Source organism: Eudoraea sp., assembly GCF_049665975.1.
Classification (GTDB): domain Bacteria; phylum Bacteroidota; class Bacteroidia; order Flavobacteriales; family Flavobacteriaceae; genus Eudoraea.
The window spans coordinates 1-2,691 of sequence record NZ_JBATGR010000518.1 but is presented as its reverse complement, the minus strand read 5'-3'; the positions used below and the strand labels follow the sequence as shown (position 1 = coordinate 2,691).

Genomic DNA, 2,691 nt, shown 5'->3' with positions numbered 1-2,691 from the left:
TGCTGGAAAAGAATATTAATGACATCATCATAGCCCCAATTGCCTGTCTGACCTAAAATAGTTTTAGGACCAGCGTCAAATCGGGTAGGATCAAATAGAACCTGTTCACAACCAATTTCTCCTCTTTCAACATAACCAGTAAGAGCCTTAGCTGTTTCAATGATATCCTCTTCGGTGTAACCGTTTCCTTCACCCAGTGTAAAAAGCTCATACAATTCCCTTGCATAATTTTCATTTGGGTTGTTACCATTATTATAAACGCCATCCAAATAATAAAGCATGGCACTGGTAAGACCCATTTCACTAATAAAGGTTCTGAAATTACCTATGGCATTTCTTTGCAGGCAATTCGTATAATAATAAAGGAAAGAATTACAGTCATAAATATCCAGTTCAGTAACCAAATGGTTACTCCAGAAAAAGCTTAGCCGCTCCCTGAGGTTGTTGTTCAACAAGCCATTGGTATAGCTTATCCGCCATTCCTCGGCTTGGGCACGTCTAACCTGTCTTGCCAGATCGTCGTCTGCCGGATAGTTACTGTTATTCCAATCCGCCCACGCAGGAGCCGGAGTAGGGGCCATATTGACCGCTTCATTGATAAGGCTATTAACCAGGTTGCCAGCTGTCTGACCAACCGCCTGATTGATAGTTTGTACTGAGGCACTAAAACCCAGTCTTCTGTACAAATGCGCCGCCCTTATTTTATCCAAGGGTGTTGTGTACGGCGCTAATGTAGAGGTATTACAATTAACGAAGTATTCCATAGTTTTTTAGGCTTTAAGAACGTTCATGTGTTTAGGGGCAAATTCTTAACGCTTAAACTTAACGGATATTATGGTCATCCAAGTATTTTCGTTATTCTGCATGGAAATTACAATCTTCTTCTTGAAATTAGGACTGATTTGTCGATATTTTCGACAAACTGCTTTATTTTTTAAGAAATTGAAGAATTTATGGGTGTACATAATCAATTTGGGAAGGAAGGTGAAGAATTAGCCAAAGCTTATTTAGTAAACAATGGATACCTTATAATATGTCGTAATTATCGCTATTTAAAAGCTGAAATTGACATTATTGCGCAAAAGGGTGATACAATTGCTATAATTGAAGTGAAGTCGAGAAGCTCTGTATATTTTGAAAATATTGCTGAAACGGTAAGCAAAAAGAAAATAAGCTTACTGGTAACTGCTGCTGATTATTATATAAATACAAATAAAATTGAGAGGGAGGTAAGGTTTGATATCATTACTATCCTAAAAAAGAAGGACAAATTTCTCATAGAGCACCTGGAAGATGCTTTCTATCATTTTTAAAAATTTGTTTTAATTATAACATTATGTTATTTTTGAGGCTATTCTTAAAATATGAAAACAATCTCGTCTGTTGTAGAACATTACATCAAAAAGAAACCATTTTTACAAAGTGCTTTAGCCCAGGGGATTATTAACCTCACTTCATTATCGCGACTTATCAAACCAGAAATTCAGGAAGAATTAGGGAAAGATATCCGCAATGGTGCTATAGTTATGGCGCTTAAGCGATTGTCTGATGATCTTGAATTCAGAGCGACCCACAAAATAATAAAAGTCTTAAAAAATATTGGTGAAATTACAGTTCGCTCATCACTAACAGATTTTACTTTTCTGGTATCCGATTCCATTTTAGAAAACCAAACTGAACTCCTGGAAGAGGTGAATAAAAATAAAGATGTCTTTTACACTTCGTCCAGAGGAGTTAATGAGCTTAATATAGTGGTAAGTAATAGTTTGGATAGCATCGTAGAGGAGTTGTTTAAAGAAGAAAAGTGTACACAAAAAGCGGAAAACCTTTCTTCCATTACTGTAAAACTCCCGGCAGAAAATGTTTCCGTTCCAGGAATTTACTATTTCATTTTTCAGCGATTAGCGTGGGAGGGGATTATCCTATACGAAGTTATTTCTACAACCAATGAGTTTACTATCATTGTAAATGATGAACAGGTAGACATTGCTTTCAAAACAATAAAGGATTTAAAATCTTTGTAAAGCAGCAATATTAGATTAATATGGGTCACCCTTAAAGGGGCCATATACGGCATCCCGGAAACTTTTATGCAGACCTATTTGGTCATAAGGAAATAACTGAACAAATAAGACAGCTATAAGTTCATTTTCAGGATCTATCCAGAATAGTGTACTCGCAGCGCCATCCCAAAAAAATTCACCTACTATCCCATTGTTTTCTTCCTTAGAGACGGGTGGACGCAATCGAACTGCGAAATCAATACCAAAACCTACCTGTCCCTTACTTGGCAAAAAGGATCGCATTTCAACGCTATCTGCCAAATGATTTGTAGACATTAATTTGACAGTTTCAGGTTTTAAAATAACTACAGAATCTAATGCTCCTTCATGCATCATCATGCGGGCAAAGCGCATATAATTGTCTAGTGTTGAGGTAAGACCAGATCCGCCGCGGGTTAATGGCCAATGATTAAAATAATCGGATTTTGCTTCCTCGTCGGGTAGTTGGTTGAGCAGGCCATTGTCATCTAGTAAATACATGGCTGAAAAACGATCACGGCTATTTTCGGGGACATAATAACGCGTCTCTTTCATGCCGAGGGGATCCAGTACGTTTTCCCTCACATATTCACCATATGGCTTCCCCGAAATCCGTTCAACCAAAAAGGCCTGAACATCTACACAGGGG

The 2,691-nt window shown here is 37.6% G+C and carries 4 protein-coding genes; 2 read left to right on the top strand and 2 right to left on the bottom strand.

Annotated elements, in window-relative coordinates:
- A partial coding sequence (locus WBN20_RS16385; RefSeq protein WP_424282462.1) for a DUF1800 family protein occupies window positions 1-764 on the bottom strand: 764 nt, incomplete at its 3' end.
- A 189-nt stretch (window positions 765-953) separates the two neighbouring features.
- Between WBN20_RS16385 and WBN20_RS16380 the strand changes: the two genes are divergently transcribed.
- Together WBN20_RS16380 and WBN20_RS16375 are read left to right on the top strand one after the other, a co-directional pair.
- Window positions 954-1,313, top strand: a complete 360-nt coding sequence (locus tag WBN20_RS16380; protein ID WP_424282461.1) for a YraN family protein — start codon at window positions 954-956, stop codon at window positions 1,311-1,313.
- Between the two features lie 51 nt (window positions 1,314-1,364).
- Complete coding sequence (locus WBN20_RS16375) at window positions 1,365-2,024, top strand: aspartate kinase (RefSeq protein ID WP_424271680.1); 660 nt, start codon at window positions 1,365-1,367, stop codon at window positions 2,022-2,024.
- A 15-nt stretch (window positions 2,025-2,039) separates the two neighbouring features.
- Here the strand turns inward: WBN20_RS16375 and WBN20_RS16370 are convergent.
- Window positions 2,040-2,691, bottom strand: a 652-nt coding sequence (locus tag WBN20_RS16370) for a serine hydrolase domain-containing protein (RefSeq protein ID WP_424282460.1), incomplete at its 5' end; no start/stop codon positions are given.

Excerpts from the sequence above, each read along its gene's own strand:
- WBN20_RS16380 (WP_424282461.1), top strand. The coding sequence starts at position 954 with ATGGGTGTACATAATCAATTTGGGAAGGAAGGTGAAGAATTAGCCAAA.
- WBN20_RS16375 (WP_424271680.1), top strand. The coding sequence starts at position 1,365 with ATGAAAACAATCTCGTCTGTTGTAGAACATTACATCAAAAAGAAACCA.